Raw genomic sequence first — 24608 nt, 5'->3', positions numbered from 1 at the left:
AGGGAGAGTTTATGCGCGCCCATCTCCGGCGTCTCGCCATGCAGGGCGCCTTGCCGCGCAATGGTTGAGCGAATTCGTTTAGGTGAAGAGCCTATTCCGCCAAGACGCCGGTCCCCCGGGAAACTCCTGGCGAGCGCGCGGAAATTTATCTGTTCGGGGGGCTCAAGCTACAGACGGTCACCTGATTGCCGGCTTCATTATATACGAGCTTGTCAAAAGATGTGAGGCGGGCGACCTGAATGCCGCGTCCGTTTTTATGCGCGGCGCGCGCCGGGGAAAATTTCGTGAACTCTTGCCAGTCGAGATCCCGGCCCCTGATCCTTGATGACCACATAAACGCCTTCCGGCTTGCGCGCCAACACGGCGTCGGCGACGCGGCCTTGATATTGTTTGCTGATGAGCCGGCGCGCGACCTCCGCCCCCAGCATGTCGTCTTCCAATAGCCTCGCCTTTTCCTTGAAGCCGATCTCCAGATTGCCATGCTCAACCGCATTCACCATCAGTTCGCGCAAGCCGATCACCGCTTTTCCCTGATCCGCGAAGGCGAATGACAGGAAATGCGCCAGCGCCTGCGCGTCGTCGAGCGTGCGGAACTGGAACTTCGCGGTCTCCGCGCGTTCCAGTGTCGAAAACAGGCGCTGGCATTCATTTTTGAGTGTAAGCCGCCTTGCAGCTTCGCTGCGCGCGGATTCAATAATAGACCTTAGGGCAGGCGCGGAAAGAGTTCCATGCAGGACGAAATAGGCCGCCGCAAACAGCTCGGCGGGAATCTGCTCAAGCTTTTCAGGATCGCAAATCGCGACCAGCACAATATCATCGGACGCGTGCTCAATCGCGCCGGCCAGATCACGCAGATTATCTTTGGTGGTATCCGCCAGCAAAATCTTATGCTCGCTGTCGCAAAGCCGGGCGGCGCGCATCGCCTCCAGCATGTCGCTGAATGATTCCAGCGCGCACCCCGCCGACCGCACCGCATGACCAAGCCCGGCGCGCCGGCGATCTTCCGTCGAGGCGACAAAGATCGTCGCTTGCGACGTCCCCGCGGTCATCGCCGGCTCAGTTTGCGAAAGCAAAGCGTTCAAACTCATCATCTACTCCTTGAACGATTCGCCGACGACCTTGCGCGCTGGCGAGACCAGATGCGCCAGCAGCGTTTTGTCGCCAAGAATAATGTCCGCCATGACCGTCATGCCGGGGATGATCAGGTTTTTCTCCTTGTTCTTACCCACATAGTTTTGTTCGAGCGTAACCTTGCCGCGATAAAAACGTTCGCCATTCTCTCCGGTGAAGGTGGTCGCCGAAACATAAGTCAGCGTCCCCCGGACCGAGCCGAACTGGGAATAATCATAGGCGCTGAATTTGACATCGACCGCGTGCCCAGCGTGAATTTTGCCGATATCCTTGGGGGCGATCTTGATTTCGACGATCAGGTCTTCATCAAGCGGCACGATCTCCGCGATGATCTGGCCCGGCGCGATGACAGCGCCCAGTGAATTGACGCTGAGCCCCTTCACATAGCCGCGCACCGGGGATTCAACCGAAAGGCTTGATGCGCGCGCCTCGAGCTTGTCGAGCGTTTCCTTAAGCTGGGCCAGCTCGGCGGTGATATTGTCGAGCGCGACAAAAGCTTCGTCGCGGGCCTTGGCGGTTTGCAGCTCCAGCCGCTGTTCATATTCAATCAATGCGGTTTCGGCCAGCGCTATATTGCTGTTCATCTGATCGATGGTGCTGTTCAAATCATTGAGGTTGCGTTCGGTCTCAAGAAACTGCAAGCGCGGGAAGTAACCCTCCGCCGCCAGGCGTTTGTGCTTTTCGTAAATCTCCCGCGTGATGTCGCGATTGCGGGATGTGGAGACCAGTTGTTCTTTGAGCGACACCAGCATCAGATATTTTTGCTGCCGCTGTTGCTGCAGCACTTCGCGCTCCTTCGCGATTGAATCGAGCATGCTGAAAAACGTGTTTTTCTGCTCTTCAATATAGGCCGCATCGGCGCCGCGCAGTTTTGAAAAATCCGGGTCGCGGCTTTCCAGAAAGGCGCGAAACCGCTCCTTGCGGGCATGCAGTGTTTGCTGTTTCTCCCGCGCTTGTTGCAGATCCTCGAAAACCCCGTCGCCGATCAGGGTGATCAACGGATCCCCTTCATTCACCAGGCCGCCTTCATCGACGAGTATTTCACGGATGACGCCGCCGGTTTTGTGCTGCACGACGCGCAGCGAACCGCTGGGCGCGATTTCGCCGATGGTGCGGGTGACGGCGTGAATATTCGCAAAACCCGCCCAGATCAAAAACACCGTCACAATGATTGCAATGGCGAACGTCACGCTGCGAAAACTGTTCGGCTCGACCGGCTCATCCAGCTCGACCGAAGCCGCGAGAAAGCGCAGATCATCATGCTGGCTTCGGGTGACCGAGCTTGTCTCCTTTGAAAAGAATTTGGAAAGCCAGTTCATGCCACGCGCTCCGGTATCCGCGTTTGTATCTGCGCCGTTCGTTTGGCGGGCGCGCTGCGAAGTCCATGCGGCGTGACTTCATAAACCTGCCCGCACAAATCCAGGAGTTCCTGGTTTTGCGATGCTAATAGTATCGTACGCTTATTAATATTTTCGCGAATAAACGACTTCAGATGATGCCCGCACTCGCTCATCATCAGCGCATTGGGCAGTTCGTCAATCAGGAACACATTGCCGTCGAGGAGATATGCGCGGGCGATCGAAATCCGGATCAGGAGATCAACGGACAGACGGCGGTCTTTCGTCACGTTTGTCTGTATGCCCCCGATAAGCGCTTTTACCTGTTCCGCGGCGCCGGCCCTTTCCAAAGCGCCCCAGATTTCATCGCTTGTCGCTTCCGGGCGCACCAGCCGGACATTTTCTTCAATCGAGCCGCTGAAAAGCTGAGGCTGCTGGGGAATATAAGAGATTTTCCGGCGCAGGCTGTTTGCGCTGAGCTGGCGAATTTCAGAATCCGTCAATACGTATCGCGCCATATGAGGCTTCATACATGCCCTGTACGAGTTTCAATATCAGCGACTTGCCGGACCCGCTTTGTCCGGTGAAGCCAATCGCCTCACCGGGCGCGGCGGAAAATGACAGATCGAGGAAAAGCGGCGCCCGTTGCGCGCCGAGGCGCAATCCCACCCGTTCGAATGTAACGCTGCCGCGCAAAGCCTTCAGCACCGCGCCGTTCGAGCGCTCGTTTTCTTTTTCCGAAATATCCATGAGCGTGTCGATTTGCTTCAGGCTGTTTCGGATCTGTTCGAAACGCTGGATCATCGCGCAGAAATTATGGAAGGGCGTCAGCGTCCGCCAGGTCAGGATAAGGCAGGCGATCATCGCGCCGGCGGTAAGGTTACCGGAGAAACTCAGCATCGCGCCAAAGGTGAGAGTTGCGACGCCGCCGACAAGCGTAATGCCATGGGCGAGAGTTTCGGCGATGTTTCCTGAATAAATAAGATGCGAAAACGCATCATATTCGCGCTTGGACAAGCTTGCATATTTGCTCGCCCATTTGTCAGTAAGGCCGGTGTTCTGAATGTCGGTTGTTTTTTCAAACGTCTCCAGCAGGAAACGCTGGCTCGCCGCGCCGGAGCGCGCGGTGCGGCGAATCTCGATGGCGATGCGTTTGCGCATGAGCACAAACAGCAAAACGTAAAGCCCGATGCAGAGCACCGGCACAATCGCGAGCACGCCGCCCAGCACCACGATAGCGGCCAGATAGATCACGACAAAAGGCAGTTCGAGAATCGACAAAAAGGCGATGCTGTTGAAAAAATCGCGCAGGGATTCGAATGAGCGCAGCCGCAGCAATTGCGCGGTGACCGAAACATTGTCGCTGGCCTGGGCGGACAGCTTGACGAGTTTTGCAAAGGTGAGGTTGCCGACGATATTGTCAATTCGCGCGGCGACCCAGGCGAGCCGTTTTGACCGCATATTGCGCAAAACCCAATCGCCGGCGATCGCCGCGGTCACGCCGGCGATCAGATAGGGGAACGCCTCAGTCACGCGCGCGGCGATCACGCGGTCATAGACCAGCATGATGAATAGCGGCGTTGACAGGCCAAGAATGTTAATCACGAAACTCAGGCAGAGAATTTGCGCAAACAAATTGTAAAACCGAATTGCGAAGGCGCGAAACCATCCAAAGCCCGTGCCGGAGCGCAGAAGCGAGGCGTGTTCTTCTTTCTGCCGGGTGTTTTTGCTGAACACATATACTGTGGCGCCGCGCAATTCCGGCGCATGATTTAGATCGATGGTGCGCAGTTCATCGGCGGCGCGTTCGAATATTGTCGCGCGCCGATTTTCGCCATCATCCTCAATGTCGAGAATGACGACGGGGCGCGGCTTGCCGCGCAAGCCTGACTTCAGCAGGATGAGCGCGGGCGCTTCGATTTTGTCGTTCGCATGAAGTTTCCGGCGTTCCGCATGCAGGCCGAGATTGACCATCGCGTTCAGAACATCGATGAGCTGAAACTCGCCTTCATTATGCGGCATTATTTCGACGACGTCGCGCAGGGAACGGTTTTTCTCAAGCTTTGACACCAGCGCGCAGAAACATTCGGCATAGGCGCCGACAAATCCGTCGGTCCAGCGCAATTGCCGCAATCTTTCATAGAGCAGATGCAGATCGGTCCCGCCGCCCGCATCAGAATGCTCGGGGCCGTCGCCGTCATGGGCTATGTGAAAATTCTGTTCGACCGTTTTCATGCTGGCGCCAATCTTGAAAATGCGCGCAAGGATGCGGCGTGGATTGGCGCGCCTGATCTCAAAGCGCCATTTCTATCGATGCGCAATTCGCGATTGCTGAACCGCAGGAAATTTTCGTCCTCGGTGTTCATGATGATGACGCTGTCCCGGCTCAGCTCCATAAGCGTCGAAATCACAAGGCCATAGCTGTAATTGTCGAGCAGATCGCCGGCTTCGTCGATCAGTATGACGCTCGGGCGGGTGGCGAGCGCGCGGGCGATGGCGATCCGTTGTTTCAATCCCGCCGGCGTCTCATCGCTATGTCGCCCGCTGATCAAGGTGTTCCACCCGTTCGGCATGCGCGCCACGTCATTGTCGATTCTGAGGCTTTTGGCGATTTGCATCGCCCCGGCCTGATCGCGCAAGCCAAAGCTGGTCAGGTTTTCAAGGATGGTGCCGTTAAACAGCTCGGTAGACGGACTAATGAAGCTGATATAGTCGGCGCGCCGCGACAGCGGCATGGAGGCCAGGCTGACGCCATCGATTAGAATTTCGCCTTCGCTCGGCGGCGCTAGACCAGCGAGCACTTTCAGCACTTTTGATCCAATTCGCTGGGTTTCGGTGCGCAAGGCGACGACATCGCCGCGATCTAAAGTGATGGATGTTTTCTTCACCAGCGGCGTCGCGTATCGCCGGTGTGACACGGAAAAATTACTGAGCATGAGAGCGCGGGTTTTATCCGCCGACAGGCATTCGCTCTCGTCGGTGGGGGTGACCAGATCGCCTTTGAAAAGCGTCAGGAATTGCTCGCGGCTCGCATCATACTCCTGGTATTTCATCCACAAGATCATGCCGCGCTGCAATGGCGAGATAAGCCGCCCGGAAAGCAGAATGCAGGCGATAATGGCGCCGATGGAAAAGGCGCCCGACGTCGCAATGACGACGCCGATTGTCAGCACTGTCGCGGTCATGAGATTGCCGAGAATAATGCTGGTGTTTAAAATGTCGGCGGAGGCGCGCGACACGCGAAGATTCGCAAGACTGGTGCGGTATTCGAGCGGTTCGTATCGGCGCTCGAATAGATCGCCCAGTGCGAAACATTTCAAAGCGCTGATGCTTCTCAGCGTCGATACGAGAAAATCATAGCGCACCGCATCGGCGTTTCTGCGTTCATTGATCTTCATTCGCAGATCAAGACTGCCGGCGAAGCTGTTGGCGACGATCAGTGCGACGATGACCAGGGGTGCGAACACCATCAAGCCGCCGATCAGCAGTATCAAGGCGAGATAGACAATAATGAAAAAGCAGTCGAGCAGGACGGTGACCGCATATCCTGAGTGAAAATCGCGAAATGACCGGATCGACTGGAGGTTTTGCAGCCGTTCAGACGCCGGCTGCGCCCCGCTCAGGCTGGTGTTCAAAACACGATTGACCGCCGCTTGCGACAGGTTGCGTTCGAATATGGAGCCGTTCTCCGCGAGGAGTTTTGCGCGCTTCAGCCGCAACGTAATTTCCAGCGCCATCGCCACGACCACGCCAAGCGCCAACGCCACGAGCGTTTCTTTCGCCTGGCCCGGAAGCACGCGATCGTAAATTTGCATGGAAAAAAGCGGCAACGCGACAGCGAGTATGTTGATGAAGACGGTGCCGACCACTAGCTCCGTCATGCTGATCGCTGCCGCGTCGCCCCAAAGTTTTTGCAACCCCCTCACAAGCATCAGCCCCCAAACAGACCGCCGCCAATGTCGCCGAGCCCGCCAAGGGTGTCCTCAATGAGCGAGCCCCCATCCGGGAGGAGCGAGTCCGGGTCGGGCAGATCGCCGCCCTCAACAATGTCGCCTGATGTTTCGTCGCCGCCATCGACAACGATATCGCCGATAAGCTCGCCATCCGCATCGCCGGCGCCGAGCATATCAGGCAAAATATCAATGCCGGCATCTTGCTCGCCGACGGCGTCTTGCGCGTCGCTGGCGACTTCGTCGAGCGGCGCCAAAAGAGATTCAACATCCAGTCCGGACAAATCACCCAGGCTGTCCTCGCCGCCATCGCCCAAACCGTCGCCCAGGCCGCCGAGCAGGTCGACCGGTTCGCCGCCGCCGATGGCGACTTCCAGTTCGCCGTCACTAAGAGGGTCGTCACCGGTGATGTCTAAGGGAAGGACCAGATCTACGTCGAGCAGCGAGCCTTCGCCGTCGTCGGCGGTGTCGCCTTCAGCGCTGCCATCCAGGGATAGGGCGCCGTCCACTTCGATCAGCGGATCGCCGCCGACAATGACGTCTAATTCAGTGTCGCTAAGCGGCGCTTCGCCGGACAGGCCGCCATCCTCGTCAACGATGTTCAGCGGCGCGACCAGATCCACATCAAGCAGCGATCCCTCGCCGTCTTCGGGCGTATCGCCTTCGGCGCTGCCATCAAGGGAGAGGGCGCCATCCACTTCGATTAGCGGATCACCGCCACCGATGGCGACGTCTAACTCGCTTTCGCCGAGCGGGGCGTCGCCGGTCAGCAAGCCGTCGCCATCGGTGATGTCCAATGGAAGGACCAGATCTACGTCGAGCAATGAACCTTCGCCGTCTTCGGCCGTATCGCCTTCAGCGCTTCCGTCAAGGGAGAGGGCGCCGTCAATTTCGATCAGCGGATCACCGCCGCCGACAATGACGTCTAATTCAGTGTCGCTAAGCGGCGCTTCGCCGGACAGGCCGCCATCCTCGTCAACGATGTTCAGCGGCGCAACCAGATCGACATCGAGCAGCGAACCTTCGCCGTCTTCGGCAGTGTCGCCTTCAGCGCTGCCGTCCAGGGAGAGGGCTCCATCCACTTCGATCAGCGGATCGCCGCCGCCAAAGCCAAGCAGTCCTCCCAAGCCTTCGCCCAGCCCGTCGCCCAGGCCGCCTAGCGCGTCGCCGACGCCGTCCAATACATCTTCGACCGGGTCAGTTTCCGGATCGGTTACGTCTCCGATGACGTCGCCCAGACCATCGCCTAATCCGTCAAGCGCGTCGCCGACGCCGTCCAGCACATCTTCAACAGGATCGGTTACGTCTCCGATGACGTCGCCCAAGCCATCGCCCAGTCCGTCAAGCGCATCGCCGGCGCCGTCCAAAACATCCTCGACAATGTCTGTCGTCGGATCGGTGACGTCTCCGATGACGTCGCCCAGACCGTCGCCCAGTCCGTCAAGCGCGTCGCCGACACCGTCCAGCACATCTTCGACAATGTCTGTCGCCGGGTCGGTTACGTCTCCGATGACGTCGCCCAAGCCATCGCCCAGTCCGTCAAGCGCGTCGCCGACACCGTCCAACACATCTTCGACAATGTCTGTCGCCGGATCGGTTATGTCTCCGATGACGTCCCCCAAGCCGTCGCCCAGGCCATCAAGCGCATCACCGACGCCGTCCAAAACATCCTCGACAATATCCGTCGCCGGATCGGTGATTACTCCAAGCCCATCGCCCAAGGCGCCGCCAAGGCCCTCAATGCCGCCGGAAACGCCTTCGATGAAGGTGGAAACCGTGTCTGTAAGGCCCGTCAGGCCGTCGCCGAAACCGCCGTCAGTCAGGAGGCCGCCCAAGCCATCGCCCAATCCGTCGCCCAAATCATCGACAAGTCCGCTCCCCAATCCGTCGAGCAGGTCGCCAACGCCCCCGGTCAGAATGTCGTTCACGCCGCCGCCAAGCACGTTGCCCGCGAGGTCAGTGACGACGCCGCCAATGGGCGCCAAAATTTCAGTCGCCAACGGGTTGAGCAGGGAGCCGACAGTGTCGGCGACATTAATCGTGATGTTGAACAAAGGCTCTGTCACGTCATTCGTGATGACATTCAAAACCCCAATCAGGTTTTCCGTGACGCCGTCAAGCACAGTAGCGACGCCTGGAATCACGCCATCGACAGTGTCCAGCAAATCGCCGGTGATCTCTGTCGTGACGCTGAGGACGCCATCGACGATTTCCACGCCGGCGCCGACAACGAATGTCAGCGTGTCGCCAACGGACTCGAGCACTTCAACCAGGATTGATGGCCCGCATCCGGAGTCGCCGTGACCGGGATGGTCGCAATTTGCGCCGCCATCTGCGCCATCGCCGCCATTTGCGCCGTCATTGCCATTCGCCCCATCGGCGCCGTCACTGCCGTTTGCGCCATCTGCGCCATTCTCGCCGCCGTCATTTGCGATCGGTTGCACGGGCGGCGTAAGCTCGCCATCGACTATGGGTGACGATGTGGTTGGTCCGCTGGGGCTTGGCGGCGTAAAGGCCGCATCAACCGTGTTCACCGCCGCGCCCATCGGCGTAGCGGACAATTGAGAGCTGAAAGAAGAGCCGCCGCCGGTTGCGGATGCGTTCTGAAAGGATTTTATCCCGAAAGATTCATCGACATAGGTCGGGCTGTTCTGCGGGCCGCTGAACACGCTTTCGCTATTGACGGAAGGTCCCGCCGCCGGGCCGCTGGAGAAATTCTGGTCCGTTGCGCCGGGGAACTGGCGCGTCGGCGCGGCGAAATCACCGCTGCTGATTGCGACATCGCCAAAACTTAAATTGTGATCACCGCCGTCGCCGGTCGCAGCGTTCGTCAAGCCGGCCTGAAGCACGGCGAAATTGAGATTGCCTGTGCTTGAAACGCCGTCGAGTATGCCGTCCAGATCCTCGGCGCGAAATTCCTCCGCCTTCAGACGAGAAGACGTCAAGGCGTCGTCGAAGATCATATCCGCAAACGAAATATGACTCGGCGCTGTTTCCTGTCCGCTTGTAGTCGCCATGCTGCCCCGCAATCGCGCTAACTCGCTTCGGTTGTTCTTTACGTGTCTAAACTCAACCTAAGAGGGTACGTAATGCATCACGCAACCGGGACCCTCGATTTGGGGTAATTCCGCACCCAAATTTATGGACTGCGTTAATACAAAAATAACTAAATTTCATGGGGTCGCATTTTATTCTTTGTACACAGTTTTTCGCTGACATTGCGGCGTGAAATAAAAACAATCTGATCAGCTTACGGAATTTCAGACCTTGCTATTTGCACTTTTCCTTTCGTCATTTTGTGTCTTTGCGCTGTTTTGGGGCGTAAATCGCACGCTTTTTCTGAGCCGCGCCAACAAAACGAGCGCGTTCGCCGGCGGGGGCGTACTGATAGCCGGTTTGGCGTTCGGCTTGACGCCGTTATTCGCCTATGAGCTGGCGCATATTTCGCCGCGCACGCACAGCATCGATCGAATTTGGATTTTGTGGGGCGCAGGCGTGGCGCTATTCGCCTTTGCGGGAATATGCAGTGTGCAAATCATACATCGTTACCGCTCAAGGCCGGTGACGCTCGCGGCGCTGTCTCTCAATTATGCGCTGTTTGCCGCTGCCGGGCTATGTGCGATCATCGCCGCGGACGCCAACCAGCCGCATGCGGAAAATTTGTTCGTCTTTATCGGCCTGGCGGCGGCGCCGCTCAGCTTGTTGATGCATTGGCTGATCCTGCGCTACGACACGTCGTTCCCCTGGGGGCGTTTGACAGCGGCAGCGCTGATTGTCGGCGGGTCTTTGTCCTTTGCGGCGCTTGAATCGGTGATCGGGTCGCCAGCGCTCGCATTACCGGATGTGGTGATGACCGCGCATCAGGCCAATTGGCTGATCGCGGCGGTGATTTTACTGGCGGTCATGCCGGCCTCGCGGTTTCCAACCCGCCGCGCGCCGTCAAAGGCCGCCCCGGCGACCGGTTGTATTATAGACAGCCTTCCGGCGGACATGCTTGCGATCATCGTGGATGATGAGGGCACGATTATTTCCGCAAGCGAAGCGGCGATGGACCTGCTGTGTCCGACGACCCAGCATGACAGCCACGCATTGCCGCCGACCGTTTTCGCGCCGACCGAAATGGGCGGCGGCGATAATGGGCATGGCGAAAAGACGGAGCCGGTGTTTTTCTTCGCAGATCACGCCGGCGCCAAGCGCTACGCCAGGTTGCGCCGAAAATCCTTGAGCGACGATCAAAATTCGCCGCGCAGTTTGGTGATCCTCGACCTCGTAGACACGCTCTTGGACAGGCAAGCCAAGCTCACTCATCTACATAATCGCATGCGTGCGGCGACCGATGTGAATGACGATATCGTTTTGTTTTTGTCCATGAGCGGTCTGGTGATCGACATCAACCGGATCACGACAGAGTTCGTCAAGAAATCCAGAAGCGACTGCATTGGCGATTATTTCTGGAACCTCTTTCCGGAAAATGATGCGAGCCCCTCAAACGCCGCATGGCAGTCTTTGCTGGCTTCCGCCAACACTGTGAAAACCATCAGCACGGAAGTGTTTCTTTCCGGCGCGGATGGGCAAAAACGGCTGTTCCGCTTCAATGTCGCGAAGATACGCAAGATCACGCATAATGGCGGTGAACTGGTTTGCTTTGGCCGGGATATCACGGATGTCACGCAATCGAAGAAAACCTTCGAAGCCGCTCAGGCCAGTCTCGAGCGCACCATCGCGCTGCGCACGCAAGAGCTGAGCGAAGCCAGAAAAGCGGCGGATGAAGCCAACATTTCAAAGAGCCGTTTCCTCGCCAATATGAGTCATGAGCTGCGCACGCCGCTAAACGCCATTCTCGGATATACCGATCTGATGATGCAGGATCTTGACGATGACGGGAAAACAGACACGCAGGAATATAAGGACATGGAGCGCGTCGTCATCAATGCGAAAAACTTGCTGACGCTGATCAATGATGTGCTGGACCTGTCGAAGATCGAAGCGAAAAAAATGACGCTCACCTATAGCGATGTCGTCATTCAGGACCTCATCAAGGAAGTGCGCGCCAGCGTCGATCCGTTAATCGCCAAGGGTGAAAACAAACTCGTGGTGCAAGTCGCGGAAGACCTTTCCACCGTGTCCATCGATCGGCAAAAGGTGATGCAATGCCTGCTGAACCTTCTGAGCAACGCAGCGAAATTCACGCATAAAGGAACCATCGCCATCGACTTACGTAAAAAGCGCCATAATGGCGCCGACATGATTGTGATCGCGGTGGTCGATACGGGCGTCGGCATGACGGCTGCGCAATGCGAGACGATTTTCGATGAATTCGTGCAGGTGGACTCCGTGGAGCAGGTCAATGCAGGCGGCACCGGGCTCGGCCTGCCTATTGCGAAGCGCTTTTGCCAGTTAATGGGCGGCGACATTGCGGCGCGCAGCGCGCCGGGCAAAGGCTCGAACTTCACCATGTGGATTCGCGATGGCGCTGTAAATGTCGAGCTGCCGTCATCACAGGAGGCGGCCGCTTAGGTCAGGCTTCCCGCCTGATCAGCGCCGAACAATATTCATGAGACCGTTGAAAATCTTGATTGCCGACGACAATGAGGACAACAAAGCCATCCTCGAGCGCTATCTCCGGCGCGCCGGGCACGCGATCACCGCCGTGTCCGACGGCAAGCAGTGCGTCGAGCGCTCCCTGGAAGAAGCCTTCGACATCTTATTGCTTGATATGAACATGCCCGTGCTTGACGGCTGGAAGGCCGCGGAACAAATTCGCGCGCGCAAATCCTATAAAGAATTGCCGATTATCGCCCTCACGGCCTTCGCTATGGAGGGGGACCGCGAAAAATGTTGTGACGCAGGTTGCTCCGATTATCTCGCGAAACCGGTGGACTTTAACAGCCTGACGGAAATGCTCGAAAAATATAGCGCCGCATAAAAAAGACGCGGCGGAAATTTCCGCCGCGCCGTTTTCTTGCTGGTAATGGGCAGGCCCTGGCTTGGGGGTCGTCAGGCTTCGTCCTGCTCGCCGGAGCGGAAAAACAATTCGACTTTCGTGCCCTTGCCCGATGAAGCGTCGGAGATGGCGATTTTTCCGCCATTCAATGTCATGATGTTGCTGGCGATCGCCAGGCCGAGCCCGAGACCTTCGAATTTGCGCGAAGGTCCGTTATCCACCTGGTAAAATGGCGCCAGCACGTCTTCGCGGCGCTCGGGCGGGATGCCAATGCCATTATCCTCAATGGTCACCTTGTAAAATTCTTCTGACGCCGGTTCGAGGCGGACGGTCACGAAGGGCGCTTTTTCATTGAAGCGTATGGCGTTGGACAAAACCGCAGAAATCGCCTTGCGGACATAATAGGGGCTGCCCTTTACGGTTTGCTTTGGCGCATTGGTGTAAAGGTTGATCTTGGCGGCGGATGTGTCCATCCGGTCGCTCAGCATTTCCCATTCATGCATGACGGCTTCACGTAAATTGACATCGATGTCGGCGGTGTTCGGCAGGCCTTGCTGCAGCGTCATGAAATCCGTGAGGTCTTCGACAATCGCCAAAAGCCCTCGGCCGCTTTTCTCGATATGCTGAAAACGCGCGGCGGTATCACGCGCATCGCTGTTCTCGATCTCGCTGGCCTGCATTTGCTGCGACAGCCCGAGAATTTGGTGAAGCCGCGTGCGCACCTCGTGGCTCAGCTTTGATTTCAGGTCGCTTCTGTTAACGCCTTGCAGCGCGGAGCCGATAATCGCATCTACGGCGCTTTCATTGTCCTGCACGCTGAGATGTTCTTTTTCGCGGAATTTGCTCAGCCTTTTGACGAGACGCGTATTCACGTCGCGTATCAGCGTGCTCGACCGGGTCTGGTTAAGCTGCTTTTCCACGCGGGCCCAAACGACCGGAAAATCGTAAGGTTTTGTTACATAGTCATTTGCGCCGCTATTGAGCGCGCGGGTGATGGCGTCGGTGTCGTGGCGTGCGGACACGGCGATGATCGCCGGTTGCCAGCCTTCGAGATTGGCGCGCACTTTTTCGATGACTTCAAATCCATCGACTTCCGGCATCATAATGTCCAGAAGTATGATTTCGTGCTCGCCCTGCTTGATCGAGTCCAGGGCTTCACGCCCATTCGTCGCCATGGAGACGTCGCACCCCATGCGCGTCAGATGCCGACCCAGGACATTTCGATTGTCCTCCAGATCGTCAACGACGAGAACTTTTGCAGCTAAATTCACCATTGTAACGCCCCTCTGTGGAACCAGGCGCACAATTTAATGCTTAATCAGTACGCAAATCACCCGCATTTGAGGGTGTGCGGAGCGACATTTTTATCTTTAACTTCCGATTAACATTATGCGGCGAGGGGCGGCGCGCATGCATCGCTAAGCAAGCTCACCGCACGGCAAGCAGAGCCTGGCGGACAAGTTCGGCCTGGCGGGAGACGCCGGTTTTTTCGAATATGCTTTTCAGATAGCTGCGCGCCGTGTTGAGAGAAATATTCAGCTCCGCCGATGCGGCTTCAAGATCAAGCCCGCGCGTGAGTGCTTGCGTGAGGCGCGCTTCGGTCAGGCTGATGTCGAGGGCGGCGGCGAAATCTTCAACGATGGCGTCGCTGTTCCGTTCCAGATCGTTCAGCACGATGTGAAATGTATAGCGGTTGTCTGTCGCTTCCGCTTTCGGAATGGAAACCACGATGATGGGCTTGCGGCCCGCGGTGCGGTCTACGCGGATGAAGGAGCTTTCTTGTTGTTGGAAGTGCTTATGCAGCGAGCTTCGCAACTGGTCGTGAAAAGACTGCGTCGCTTCACTGGTCCCGCAAACGAGTTGCGACTTTTGCGTCAGGTGAAACGGATTTTTTTGCGCGAAGATCGCATCGGCGGCCCGGTTCGTGAAAATGACGCGATATTGTCTGTCCAGAATCGCCGCCGGCGTGCCTGACGCGCGCAACACGCCGCGACCAAGCTGCATTTCCTTTTGGCGGTATGTTTCTTCGAGTTTTGCGGAGGCGGCGACCAGCGACGCTTTCAGCTCTTCATCGGAAAAATTCTGCGCCAGCACCCAATCAAGGCGCGCTTCGTTGATGGCGATGGCCGCATCGGCGCCGGCGATCTCTCCCCCGATCATCAACAGCGCTGTTTCGTCGGACACTTCGCGAATTTGCTTTGCAAGCTCCAGGGCCTTCGCTTTGCCATCAAGAGAATCGATGAAAATGATTTCATACGGTTCTTCGCGATGCGCCTGAACGGCGCTGCAACCATCGCCGATGCTGCATATTTTTTCCTGCAGTCCCAGGACCGACAGGAGCTTTGTCAGATTTGCTTCGCGCTCGGATGAGTTTCCGGCATACGCTATTCGAAGTGCCCGCCACATTTCGTTTCTTTTCTCTCGTTTCTTGTATAGCGCGCTTATCGGCGCGTAGTTTCCCTCGCCATTTGGAGTCTGGTCATCACCGCGAACAGCGGAGCGACATCCGAGTTCCGTTTCATGCATTGCTGATGAACACTGAACTTTGCCGGAAAGGCGGCCAGGAAATTTTACGCAACTACAAGTTTCAAACCCGAAATATCCACCGGAAAGACGCGGATATATCGCGTTAGAAAAGGGCGCGCTCAGAATACGGAGCCGTCAGCCCATAAGCTTCAGGCTGCGCCAGCGGAATAGCGCGGGTGCTGATTGGCTTGCGTTCGCATGCGCAAGCCAAGTGGATATTAGTGCGCGAGTCTTAACGGAGCAAGAGCAGGGCTTGTAACGTAAATACATGACAACCGCCATAATGGTGGGCCTACCATCAATTTGGCCAGGCTGCGCGGTCTCTATTATGTCTGCGAATAACTCTTATCGCATTTTCGCATGAAGATTGGTCCGAACGGGAAGGTTGATCGCGCTACACGCGATGGCGCCAGATTGTTTGGGTCCGGCGTCAAGCTCCCGATGGGCTGAGCGCATGCGCTGCAACAGGCGCCGCCAGATCGAGCGCCGGGTTTTGGTCAGGGGCTTGGTCAGGGCTTGGCCTGGAATTGGCCGGAAGTTGGCCAGAATTTGGTTTGTAGAAGGATGAATAGGCGGCCGCTTTGTTCTTGGCGCCTGTCGAACAGCGCCGGGCCGCGGCGCGAAAACAAACGCCCCCGCTTCAAGCCGGCCATGGAGTTAAGATTGGGCAGCGCGACGTTTATCGGTGCGGGCCGGGATGGGGCGGTTCACTCGCGACGCATAAGTTCGTCGAACCTGTTTTCTGGCGGCGAGTGACGCGCCCGCAGATGATCGCCGAGTGCGCCGGACAGCGCAGGGTCAAAAGCCGCCGCCCGGTCGCGAAATGCGTGGGGGGCCATATGTAAGATGAGGTATGAAGTGGTGGGCGCACGTGGTTTCGAACCACGGACCTCTACCATGTCAAGGTAGCGCTCTACCCCTGAGCTATGCGCCCGAGCACGAGACAAGTCTCCCGCGTCGAAGGGGTCGCTCTCTAACGGGAAAATTTGAGGGGCGCAAGCCTTACCGAACGCGATCAGGAAAACTGGCTGGCGGTTTTCGGCCTCGGTCGCGCGCCGGCTAAAAATATCAGTCAGAACCTGCGTCAAACCCGCGCCAAATCCGCAACTGGCCGGCGCAAGGTCAGGCGGCGACGACCCGTTCAACCTCGAATACGAGATCCTTCAGATGGAACGGCTTGGACAGAACCTTGGCGTCTTCCGGCGCCTGGTTGGCGGCGTTAAGGGCGACCGCCGCGAAGCCGGTAATGAACATGATTTTCATGTCGGGATCGATTTCCGTCGCCCGGCGCGCAAGCTCGATGCCGTCCATCACCGGCATCACAATGTCGGTTAACAGCAAGTCGAATTCACGTAATTGCAGTTCGGTCAGGGCTTCGTCCCCTTGCGAGGCGTCGATGACCGTATGACCCGCCCGCTCCAGCGCCTTTTTCAGGAACCGCCGCATGGAATCGTCGTCTTCCGCCAACAGAATAGCCGCCATTTACGCTGACCCTTGTTTTTACTCGTTAAACTGAACGAGGTGACTGTCCTATATGGGGATTGCGGCGAGGCGCCCCCCAATGCTGATACCCGGTCATTGCAAAAATCACTCCGCCGGGCGCGGCATTAACGGTTTGGCCTTAACGAATCCTGCAAGTTGCAGCTAACATGCAGCAAGTCGTTTTGAATTCAAGCCTCAGAAAGCGCCCATTGAGCCATGCCGCAAGAGACTGATCAGAAAGGGCTCTTCCCGCCCCGTCGCGCCGTCGAGGTGCTGGCGCCGCCGCAGGCTGCGACGCCGCTGGTTTTCGCCTCGCCGCATTCGGGCCGGGACTATCCGGGCGAGCTTCTGCGCAATGCCCAGCTCGACCGGCACGCTTTGCGCCAGTCCGAAGACAGCTATGTGGATTTGCTGTTCGACGAGGCGCCGCATTTTGGCGCGCCCTTGCTCCGGGCGCTGTTTCCGCGCGCCTTTGTGGATGTTAACCGTTCCCGCGACGAGCTTGATCCGCGGATGTTCGCCGACGATGTGCCGAAAACCGCCGACAGCCGGTCGAGCCGGGTGATCGCCGGGCTCGGGGTTATTCCGCGCATTGTCGCCGACGGGCAGGATATTTACGGCCGCAAGCTCTATTATCTCGATGCGCGGCGGCGCCTGACGGCTTGTTACGATCCTTACCACAAGACGCTGCGCGGCCTCATTGACGAGGCGCGGGCGCGTTTTGGCTGCGCCATTCTGATCGATTGCCATTCCATGCCGTCCGCCGGCGGGGCGCCGTTCCGGCCCGGCGAGCCGCGCATCGACTTTGTGCTTGGCGACCGCTTCGGCTCTTCCTGCGCGCCGTCTATTGTTCGTTATGTTGAGGATATTCTCACCGGCTTTGGCTATCAGGTCGCCCGCAATGCGCCTTATGCAGGCGGCTATGTAGCCTCTTCCTATGGGCGCCCGCGCGGCGGCGTTCACGCCCTGCAGATCGAGATCAACCGGGCGCTTTATCTGGATGAGCGCCGGATCGCCCGCACCGAAGGGTTTGATCATCTGCGCGCCAATATGATCACGCTGATGGAGCGGCTGACCAATTTCGACGCTGAAGATCTGCGCTCGGCCCAGGCGGCTGAGTAGGCGTCATCCGGGCGCAAAGGCGGATTTCACTAGAGGAATGACCGGGCCGGGCGGCTGGCGGCGCCCTGACGAAAAAAAGGCCGCGGAATGAACCGCGGCCTAGAGTCATTAGGGAGGAAACGCCCAAGAACTGGGCAGCAGCGCCAAAGCGCTGCAAACAAACCCTAGCAAAACGAATATTGCGGCGCAACAAATTTTTTGCGTCGCAGCATGCTTTCAGGGAAAATGGCTTGAACTCTAAGGGAAAACGGCAAAAATTAGACTAATACACCAAAAATCCACCGATTTTTTGGCATAAAATGTCTAAATGGTAGCGATCCTGTTGCAATCGGGCGCGCCGGAAGCCTGTCCAGAACTTTCAGCATGCCCAGCACCCCATAAAAGGAAGTCATGACGCCTCCATGACAGAAGTCAGGAAGCGTTTTCGGTCCGGGGGCGGGCGGCTATGATGAGATGAGAGAAATATCGCTGCCCAGGCGTCGGGCGGGCGCCGGGTGCGATGCTGACGGATGCGGGCGCGTCCATTGTCCTAAGGGGTTGCAGAGTGATGTGCACGCCTCTAAGGCCAGCCGATCATCGGCTGGCTTAACCAAAACGCCTCCACGCGTCCCTTTTAACACAGGCCCATTTCATGACCGATCCGAATGCCCAACCGGCGGAAAAGTTGGAAAAAGAAAAGCGCGCTGCGCCGTCTCGGCTCCGGCGTCGGCCGGCTGACCCGGCCGAAAAAGAAATTCGACATGCCGAAGGGCGAGCAGGGGCTGAAAATCGTCATCGCGACGGACGCCTGGAAGCCGCAATTGAACGGCGTGGTGAGAACGCTGGATACGCTCGGCAACATCCTCACCGATTTCGGCAATGAAGTGCTTTATATTACGCCGAACGAATTCCGCTCCGTGCCTTTGCCATCCTATCCGGAAATCCGCCTGTCGCTGATGCCGAACCGCAAGGTCGCAAAGCTGATCAATGATTTTCAGCCCGACGCCGTGCATATCGCGACGGAAGGTCCGATCGGGCGCGCGGCGCGCCGTTTCTGCAAGCGCCGCGGTTATCCGTTCACCACCAGTTTTCACACGCGCTTTGCAGAATATGCAAATGAGCGCTGGAAGGTGCCCACAAGCTGGGGCTACGGCATTCTAAAAGACTTCCACAAGGACGGCGAGACCATGATGGTCGCGACGCCGGGGCTTGTTGCGGAACTGAAAGAGCGCGGCTTTGAAAATATGAAGCTCTGGGCGCGCGGCGTTGATCTTCAACAATTCACGCCCGGCGATCGGGCGCTGCTCGATAAATATGAGCGTCCGGTGTTTTTGTATGTCGGGCGCCTGGCGGTTGAAAAAAGCATCGAAGATTTCCTCGAGGCTGACCTGCCGGGAACGAAAGTGATTGTCGGCGAAGGCCCGCAGCGCGAAGAGCTTGAAGAAAAATACAAGGACGCCGTCTTCACCGGTCCGAAATATGGCGAAGAACTGACGCAATATTATCAGGCTGCGGATGTTTTTGTGTTTCCCTCGCGTACCGATACATTCGGCCTGGTTAATGTGGAAGCGCTGGCCTGCGGCGTGCCGGTGGCGGCGTATCCGGTGCGTGGACCGCTTGAAATTCTCGATGGCGCGCCCGCCGGTTGCGGCGCCATGGATGAAGACCTCACCAAAGCGTGCCTGACGGCTTATGAAAACCGCGATCCCGTCGCCTGCCGGCAATGGGCGGAGAATTTCTCCTGGGAAGCCGCCTCGCGCCAGTTCATCGCCAATCTGGAAACGCCGGGCTTTGATGAAAATTTCTGGCTGCGCTCTGCGAAGATGATCGACTAACCCTTCGCGGGAAAAATTCCAGACGGGCTCGCGATCAAGCTGGCGCCTGTTTCAAAACGAAACAGGCCGCGCCCGATTTTGATATGCCGATTGCCCCACTTACACCCTGCGCGCGATGAAATCGCTTTTTAGGCGAGCGAATTTAAAGGGCTTCACGCCAGCGGCACGGGGTTTGCGTTCTCTCCTCCCGAAAGCGGACCGGCGTCGCGCATTGCGTTGCGCCGTTCCTTCGAAAGGGACGAGGTGGAACTATGGCGATGGCGCATCCGATAGATGTACATGTGGGTCGGCGATTGCGGCAACGCCGCCGCCTTCTGGGGCTGACCCAGGAGAAACTGGCGCAAGCGGTGGATATCCGCTTCCAGCAGATTCAGAAATATGAAAGCGGTTCGAACCGCATTTCCGCTTCGCGCCTATGGTCGCTGGCGAAGGCGCTCGATGTGTCGATCTCCTATTTCTTCGAGGGGATGAACGGCGCCGAGCCGAAACTCGATTTCGATCTCAAAACCGAGGTCGGCTTCGCCGAGGCGCCCGCCGAAGGGTTGCTCGACGAAAAAGAAACCATGGACCTCGTGCGCTATTACTACCAGTTGCAGGAAGAGCCGCGCAGGCGCCTGCTCGACCTTGCGCGCGCATTGTCTGAAGTCTGATCGCCAAAAGGCGACTTCCGCTCTTCCTTGCACCAGGAACAGCTTGAACTTGGGCGCGGTGATCATCATGATCGCCGCGCCATGTCTTTTTCACAAACCGAACTTTCCGACTATGCCGCTTTCGCGGACCGCCTGGCTGATGCCGCGCGGCGCGAAAGCCTGACGCGCTTTCGCAAGGGCGTGACCATTTTCAACAAAGCCGGCCCGTGGTTCGATCCGGTCACCGACGCCGACCGCGAGGCCGAACGCGTTCTGCGCAAGATGATTGAAAGCGTTTACCCCGCCCATGGGGTTCTCGGCGAAGAGTTCGGCGAGAGCGGCGGCGACAGTCCCTGGCGCTGGGTGCTTGATCCGGTTGACGGAACACGCGCCTTCATGTGCGGGACGACAAGCTGGGCGACGCTGATCGCGCTTGAATATGACGGCGCGCCGGTGCTCGGCATGATCGACCAGCCCTTCACCGATGAGCGTTGGCTGAGTTTTGGCGGGCGCACGCGCTACGCTCATGGCAAGGCCGTAACGGAGGCCAAGACCAGCGGCCTGACGGATATTTCCAAGGCGCGCCTTTCCACCACCGACCCCTTGCCGACAGGGTATTTCTCCGACGCCGAAGCCGCCGCCTTTGCGCGCGTCGCGGCGGCGTCACGGGTCGCGCGCTATTCGCTCGACGCTTATGCCTATGGCCTGCTGGCGCTGGGCGAGCTTGATATCGTCATTGAAAGCGCGCTGCATCGTTATGATTACGCTGCGCTGCTGCCGGTGATTGAGGGCGCCGGCGGCGTCGTCACCAACTGGGATGGCGATGCGCCGGGCGCAGATGACAAAGGCGAGCTGATCGCGGCGGCGACGCCGGAACTGCACGCGGCGGCGCTGGCGTTGCTGAAAGGCTAGAGCTGTTACATATCTGACATTCTCGAGGCGTAGGCTTCGGGGCGACGGATCAAAGGAGGCGGCGATGCGTAAAATCGTTTTGTGTGTTTCCATATTGGCGGCGATGGCGCTTGCGGGGTGCGATTTGCGCCCGACCTCAAGCCATGGCTTTCAATTGCCTGAAGGCGACGCCGCAGCGGGCCGACAAGTCTTCATCGACAAGAAATGCGCGAGCTGTCACGTCATTGCGGGCATGGAGGCGTTGCGCGAAGGCGTGGAGATTGAAAACTCCGTGCCGATTGGCGGCATGAAGACAAATGTCGATACATACGGACAGCTCGTGTCCTCTGTGATCAATCCGTCGCACAAGATTGCGCGGGCCTATCGCTCAGAAGCGTTTTCCGAAGACGGCGTTTCGAAAATGCGCAACTATAATGACGAGATGACCGTGAGCGAGCTGATTGATCTCGTCGCTTTTCTGCAAGCGCAATATTCGGAATTTCCCGACTATTAAACCGCGTCAGCCGCCGAACACCGGGGCGACGAAATCATCAAACGCCTTGAAATAAAGCGCGCGGATTGAATCGCGCTCCATCATGATTTCATGCAGCGCGCCCGGTATGAGTTCGAGCCGGATCATGTCGCTCGCATTGGCGATGATTTCATGATCGCCGCCGTCGATCAGTTGTTCATGACCGGCGGAGATAATCAGCACGGGAACCTTGATGCCGTCGAGGCCGCCGGGCGCGTGGATCGCGGCGCTCGATTTCATCGCGGCGTTGACCCAGCCATAGGTCGGCGTTGTCGAGGCCGCCTTGGGCTCTGTGTGTTTCAAGTCGCGAAAGCGCGCATGGCGCGCCTTGTCGCTGGTGAAAATATTGCCGTCGAAAATTTCCGAATGATCCCGCTCGCGCGCGGTCTCCGTCGCGGCGAAGCCGAGCGTCACGGCGGTGGCGGCGGCGAAAGCGAGCACCTTGTTTTTCGATTCCGGAAACAACCGGGTCATCGGCGAACATAAAGCGGCGCGGGAAAACCCCTCATAGCCATCCGCGAGCAACAGCAAGGCCGGCAAACCGCCCATGGAATGCGTCATCAGCACATAGGGTCCGGCGAAACGCGGCTTCACATGAGTTTCGGTGAAGGCGCGCAAATCTTCTTTCAGCACATCGAAAAAACCATCCCATTTCGACGCCCGGGGGCTTTCGCGATCAGACAGGCCCTGTCCGCGCCAGTCCATCATCGCGACATTGAAGCCGCGTGATTGCAGGTCGCGCACGGTCTCGAAATATTTTTCGATGAACTCCGACCAGCCGGTGACCAGCACAATCGTGCCGCGCGCATTGGCGACGGGAAAAAACGCCGCGCGCAACGGCGCGCCATCCGGCGCCGTAATATGTTCCAAGGTTGCGCCTTCGGGCGCGGGGTTGTTCGCGACGTCGATAAAACCGTTCATCGTCCCTCTTGCAGCTCAAGGCGCGTCATCACGCTCATATCGCCGGAAACGCCGACGCGGCCGGAAAGATAGGCGCTGTCAAATGCGCGCGGACTGGCGAGCGCGCGTGTCAGCGCATCCCGCGCGCCGCGCCAGCAACAAGCGGCCGGATGTTCATCAGGCGCTGCTGCAAGGATTTTCGGCGGCGCCTGGCGTCCATCCACCCACAGGCTGTCGCCGCTCTCCGGGCGCAATTCCAGGACGGCGCCGAAAGCGGCGGAGAAGGCTTTCTCCGCCGCCGCCAGTAAGGCGTCTTTGGCGCTGTCCGTCGGGGTCTTCGCCACTATTCGAGCAGTGCGCCGTCTGCGGCGATCGGCTTGCGGAAGATGATCGTGAAGCGATCGCTTTCGCCGATGGCGTCATATTTGGCGCGGTCAAAGCCGGGATTTTCCTGGCCGCGCACTTCCGATGACCGGCGCACTGGCGGCAGGGTCCACACGCCGAAAGGATGGTCTTTGGTGTCTGCGGGATTGGCGTTGATTTCGGAGCTGCGGTCGAACTCAAATCCCGCCGCCGCCGCCATCGCTTTCACATCATCCGTATAGACATAACCTGAAGAACCATCATGCGGCAGTTCGCTGCCATCGGCGCGATGTTCGACAATGCCGAGCACGCCGCCGGGCTTCAACGCGCGGAAGAATTCAGCGAATGCGAATTCGCCCATGTCGCGGCCCATAAAGCTGTGGATGTTGCGGAAGGTGACGACCATATCCGCCGAGCCTTCCGGCGCGATGTGATGGCCTTCGCCAAGCGAGGTCAGCTCCACTTCGCCATAGATTTCCGGATGGTCGCCATAGGTGGCCTGGAAGGTGGCGTTAGCCGCCAGCGTGCGTTCATTGGCGCCGTCAGGGGCGAAGCTCGCCCCGTACAGTTTGCCGCCGCCGGTTTTGAGATAAGGCGCGATCACTTGCGTGTACCAGCCGCCGCCTGGATAGATCTCGACCACGGTCATGTCGGGCTTCATCCCGAAAAACATCAGCGTTTCTTTCGGATGGCGGAAGGCGTCGCGGGCCCGTTCTTCCTCGGTGCGGTGCTCGCCGGCGAGAACCGCCGCAAGCCGCGCTGAATCGCTCATCGGTTCGGCTTTTTCCGAAGCGGCTTTCGGCGCCTCGGTTTTCTCGCCGCAGCCGGCGAGTCCCGCCGACGCTATGATAAGCCCGGCCCAGAGGGCTGTTTTCGTGATCATTCCTGTCGCTCCCATATGTTCGGCGGGCTGTTTACCACGGTTTTCCGGCCGCCCGAAACAGCCCTCTCCATCTCTTGAACCGATCTCGCGGCGAGACCCTTGAACTCAATTTTCCGGGCGCCTATCTCGTTGGGTGACGGAGGCCAAAATGGCTCTGTCCGCGTCTTTCCGGCCAGATGGCGGATTTCCGGCGCGTTCAACCCTCGCTTGTCTTAAGGAGGCATTTGCCAATGCGTAGTTACGATCTCACCCCGCTTTATCGCTCAACGGTCGGCTTTGACCGCGTCTTTGACCTGCTCGACACTATGGGCAAGGCCGAGACCGGCGGTTACCCGCCCTATAATATTGAGCGCCTCGACGAAAATGATTACCGCATCACGCTCGCCGTCGCCGGCTTCGCCGAAGACGAGATCGATGTGGAGCTTCATGAAAACACGCTCACGGTCACCGGCTCCCATAGCGACGCCGATGAAGACCGCACCTTCCTCTATCAAGGCATTGCCGGCCGCTCTTTCCAGCGCCGCTTCCAGCTCGCCGAACATGTAGAGGTGGCGGGCGCGTCGCTCGTGAACGGTCTTTTGAACATTGAATTGCGCCGGGAAATCCCGGAATCGGCCAAACCACGGAAGATTGAGATTTCCGGCGGCAAGGCTCGCAATGTCAAAGTCCTGAAAGATGCTGACGCCGCGTAAGCGAGCCCGGCGCTTTCAATACCCTCATTAATTGCAGTCCCCTCCAACTTGGGCGCGCGGGTTTCCCCTCGCGCCCTTTTTTATTGTGTCCGGGCGCGGTACGTTGGGCGCTGAATGGTGAGGGGATCGGCGTTATGAGCATGTTGCGTATAGTTCGGCTGGGGAGTGTTACGGCGCTGGCGATGACCTTGCTGGCCGCCTGCGCCAGCGATCCCGGCCCCGCCTATGGCACCGAATTGTCGATTTCGATCCCCTATGATCCGTATGATTACGACCCGGATGACCTCCAGGCGGAAGCCGACGCTCATTGCAACGCCTATGATCTGCGCGCGGTGTTTGACGGGGAAACGGTCGACACCCAGTCGGTGCGCTGGCGCTACCGGCATTATCGCTGCGTCTAGCGCCTCGCGCT

Annotated in this window: 21 protein-coding genes and 1 tRNA gene; 9 read left to right on the top strand and 13 right to left on the bottom strand. The window is 58.3% G+C overall.

The features are described from left to right. Window positions 1-254: 254 nt before the first annotated feature. The 6 genes from AC0L8G_RS20015 to AC0L8G_RS19990 are packed head-to-tail and all read right to left on the bottom strand — an operon-like array spanning window position 255 to window position 9435. The gene (locus tag AC0L8G_RS20015) at window positions 255-1091 is read right to left on the bottom strand and encodes an ANTAR domain-containing protein (RefSeq protein ID WP_473385937.1); all 837 of its coding nucleotides are present in this window, start codon (window positions 1089-1091) and stop codon (window positions 255-257) included. Continuing rightward, window positions 1092-2450, bottom strand: a complete 1359-nt coding sequence (locus AC0L8G_RS20010) for an HlyD family type I secretion periplasmic adaptor subunit (RefSeq protein ID WP_473385936.1) — start codon at window positions 2448-2450, stop codon at window positions 1092-1094. Then, entirely contained in the window at window positions 2447-2986 is a 540-nt protein-coding gene (locus AC0L8G_RS20005; protein ID WP_473385935.1) for an ATP-binding cassette domain-containing protein, read from the bottom strand. The genes AC0L8G_RS20010 and AC0L8G_RS20005 overlap by 4 nt, the downstream gene beginning before the upstream one ends. Continuing rightward, a complete protein-coding gene (locus tag AC0L8G_RS20000; protein ID WP_473385934.1) occupies window positions 2958-4703 on the bottom strand; it encodes an ABC transporter transmembrane domain-containing protein in 1746 nt (581 codons plus the stop codon). Before AC0L8G_RS20000 ends, AC0L8G_RS20005 begins: the two co-directional genes overlap by 29 nt. Beyond that, on the bottom strand, window positions 4700-6349 hold the full coding sequence (locus tag AC0L8G_RS19995; RefSeq protein ID WP_473385933.1) for an ATP-binding cassette domain-containing protein: 1650 nt from the start codon (window positions 6347-6349) through the stop codon (window positions 4700-4702). The genes AC0L8G_RS20000 and AC0L8G_RS19995 overlap by 4 nt, the downstream gene beginning before the upstream one ends. 50 nt (window positions 6350-6399) lie before the next feature. Further along, window positions 6400-9435 (bottom strand): hypothetical protein, encoded by a 3036-nt coding sequence (locus AC0L8G_RS19990; RefSeq protein WP_473385932.1) that lies wholly within the window; start codon window positions 9433-9435, stop codon window positions 6400-6402. Window positions 9436-9826: 391 nt separating this feature from the next. On the opposite strand from AC0L8G_RS19990, the gene AC0L8G_RS19985 reads away from it, so the two are divergent. Both AC0L8G_RS19985 and AC0L8G_RS19980 read left to right on the top strand, forming a co-directional pair. Next, the gene (locus AC0L8G_RS19985; protein ID WP_473385931.1) at window positions 9827-11935 is read left to right on the top strand and encodes an ATP-binding protein; all 2109 of its coding nucleotides are present in this window, start codon (window positions 9827-9829) and stop codon (window positions 11933-11935) included. Between the two features lie 37 nt (window positions 11936-11972). Then, a complete protein-coding gene (locus AC0L8G_RS19980; RefSeq protein WP_473385930.1) occupies window positions 11973-12344 on the top strand; it encodes a response regulator in 372 nt (123 codons plus the stop codon). A gap of 71 nt (window positions 12345-12415) precedes the next feature. Here the strand turns inward: AC0L8G_RS19980 and AC0L8G_RS19975 are convergent, their stop codons facing one another. The 4 genes from AC0L8G_RS19975 to cpdR form a co-directional block, all read right to left on the bottom strand. Next, a complete protein-coding gene (locus AC0L8G_RS19975; RefSeq protein ID WP_473385929.1) occupies window positions 12416-13636 on the bottom strand; it encodes an ATP-binding response regulator in 1221 nt (406 codons plus the stop codon). Between the two features lie 154 nt (window positions 13637-13790). After that, window positions 13791-14768, bottom strand: coding sequence for a DNA-binding response regulator (locus AC0L8G_RS19970; protein WP_473385928.1), 978 nt, complete (start codon window positions 14766-14768; stop codon window positions 13791-13793). Window positions 14769-15747: 979 nt separating this feature from the next. Next, a tRNA-Val gene (locus AC0L8G_RS19965) sits at window positions 15748-15822 on the bottom strand. Window positions 15823-16010: 188 nt separating this feature from the next. Then, the gene (cpdR, locus tag AC0L8G_RS19960; RefSeq protein ID WP_473385927.1) at window positions 16011-16370 is read right to left on the bottom strand and encodes a cell cycle two-component system response regulator CpdR; all 360 of its coding nucleotides are present in this window, start codon (window positions 16368-16370) and stop codon (window positions 16011-16013) included. 216 nt (window positions 16371-16586) lie between these two features. Between cpdR and AC0L8G_RS19955 the strand changes: the two genes are divergently transcribed. The 5 genes from AC0L8G_RS19955 (at window position 16587) to AC0L8G_RS19935 (ending at window position 21340) form a co-directional block, all read left to right on the top strand. Continuing rightward, window positions 16587-17492: an N-formylglutamate amidohydrolase gene (locus tag AC0L8G_RS19955; RefSeq protein ID WP_473385926.1), complete on the top strand. Its 906-nt coding sequence runs from the start codon at window positions 16587-16589 to the stop codon at window positions 17490-17492. A 644-nt stretch (window positions 17493-18136) separates the two neighbouring features. After that, the gene (locus AC0L8G_RS19950; protein ID WP_473385925.1) at window positions 18137-19306 is read left to right on the top strand and encodes a glycosyltransferase family 4 protein; all 1170 of its coding nucleotides are present in this window, start codon (window positions 18137-18139) and stop codon (window positions 19304-19306) included. A gap of 257 nt (window positions 19307-19563) precedes the next feature. Then, a complete protein-coding gene (locus tag AC0L8G_RS19945; protein ID WP_473385924.1) occupies window positions 19564-19956 on the top strand; it encodes a helix-turn-helix domain-containing protein in 393 nt (130 codons plus the stop codon). 81 nt (window positions 19957-20037) lie between these two features. Then, window positions 20038-20847, top strand: a complete 810-nt coding sequence (locus AC0L8G_RS19940; RefSeq protein ID WP_473385923.1) for an inositol monophosphatase family protein — start codon at window positions 20038-20040, stop codon at window positions 20845-20847. Window positions 20848-20911: 64 nt separating this feature from the next. Beyond that, window positions 20912-21340 carry a c-type cytochrome gene (locus AC0L8G_RS19935; protein ID WP_473385922.1) on the top strand — a complete coding sequence of 143 codons (429 nt, stop codon included), beginning with the start codon at window positions 20912-20914 and terminating at the stop codon, window positions 21338-21340. A gap of 6 nt (window positions 21341-21346) precedes the next feature. On the opposite strand, the gene AC0L8G_RS19930 is transcribed toward AC0L8G_RS19935, so the two are convergent. The 3 genes from AC0L8G_RS19930 to AC0L8G_RS19920 are packed head-to-tail and all read right to left on the bottom strand — an operon-like array spanning window position 21347 to window position 23504. After that, window positions 21347-22279, bottom strand: coding sequence for an alpha/beta hydrolase (locus tag AC0L8G_RS19930; protein ID WP_473385921.1), 933 nt, complete (start codon window positions 22277-22279; stop codon window positions 21347-21349). Next, window positions 22276-22602: a hypothetical protein gene (locus tag AC0L8G_RS19925; RefSeq protein ID WP_473385920.1), complete on the bottom strand. Its 327-nt coding sequence runs from the start codon at window positions 22600-22602 to the stop codon at window positions 22276-22278. The genes AC0L8G_RS19930 and AC0L8G_RS19925 overlap by 4 nt, the downstream gene beginning before the upstream one ends. Further along, entirely contained in the window at window positions 22602-23504 is a 903-nt protein-coding gene (locus tag AC0L8G_RS19920; protein ID WP_473385919.1) for a class I SAM-dependent methyltransferase, read from the bottom strand. The genes AC0L8G_RS19925 and AC0L8G_RS19920 overlap by 1 nt, the downstream gene beginning before the upstream one ends. 230 nt (window positions 23505-23734) lie before the next feature. Between AC0L8G_RS19920 and AC0L8G_RS19915 the strand changes: the two genes are divergently transcribed. After that, window positions 23735-24196: an Hsp20 family protein gene (locus tag AC0L8G_RS19915; RefSeq protein ID WP_473385918.1), complete on the top strand. Its 462-nt coding sequence runs from the start codon at window positions 23735-23737 to the stop codon at window positions 24194-24196. A gap of 140 nt (window positions 24197-24336) precedes the next feature. Next, on the top strand, window positions 24337-24597 hold the full coding sequence (locus tag AC0L8G_RS19910) for a hypothetical protein (protein ID WP_473385917.1): 261 nt from the start codon (window positions 24337-24339) through the stop codon (window positions 24595-24597). The last annotated feature ends 11 nt before the right edge of the window (window positions 24598-24608 follow it).

The organism is Hyphococcus sp. D3-15 (assembly GCF_055809375.1).
The sequence above is the reverse complement of the archived record's forward strand: the minus strand, read 5'-3'. Positions and strand labels throughout refer to the sequence as shown.